Genomic DNA, 570 nt, shown 5'->3' with positions numbered 1-570 from the left:
TGTGCGCCATTGGTCAGCAGCACCTGGCGGGGCGTGGCGCCCAGGCCGACGGTCAGAGCCGACGGCACCTGGAACACCCACACCGCATTCGGGTCCCCCTGTGCGTCCAGGGTGAGGTCGCCTGTCGTGATCGCGAAGCTGCCTCCCGCCGAGGTGTAGATCGCTGGCGGCAACACGCGTCCACCGAGTTGACCGGCGCCCGGGTCGCTTCCCGCCGGCAAGGCCGCCAGTTCGTTGTATGCCTGCCGGGCATCGGCCGCCGCTTGCGTGGCGATCGTCATGCCGGCGGCGGTTCCTGGCGCGGGAGGTGCGCAGAACACGGCGCCGTTGTTCACCGCGCCGATGTTCAGGGGCGTCTCCGTGTAGGTGTTGGAGGCATCGTGGAAGCCCGTGATCAGGGTGCATGCCGCGGTGGTTCCGAGCTTGCCGTTGACGACAGTGTTGACGCCCTGGTTGGTGACGCCGGCGCCCCCGCCGAAACCGCCGAACGAACTGGAGCTGCGCAGATTGACCGGGGCCACGCAGGCCTTGGCGCCTGTGGTGAAGCTCCAGACCACGTCGGCCAGCAGG

The 570-nt window shown here is 69.3% G+C and carries 1 protein-coding gene; it reads right to left on the bottom strand.

The genetic code is table 11. The annotated features are described in order from the left end of the window. Positions 1-570: ice-binding family protein (locus AC1DTN_RS38710; protein ID WP_477925518.1), on the bottom strand; the 570-nt coding region annotated here is incomplete at both ends.

It is taken from the genome of Rhizobium sp. 01T444, assembly GCF_056398305.1.
Note: the sequence above shows the minus strand (reverse complement) of the source record. Positions and strands in the feature narration are given on the sequence as shown.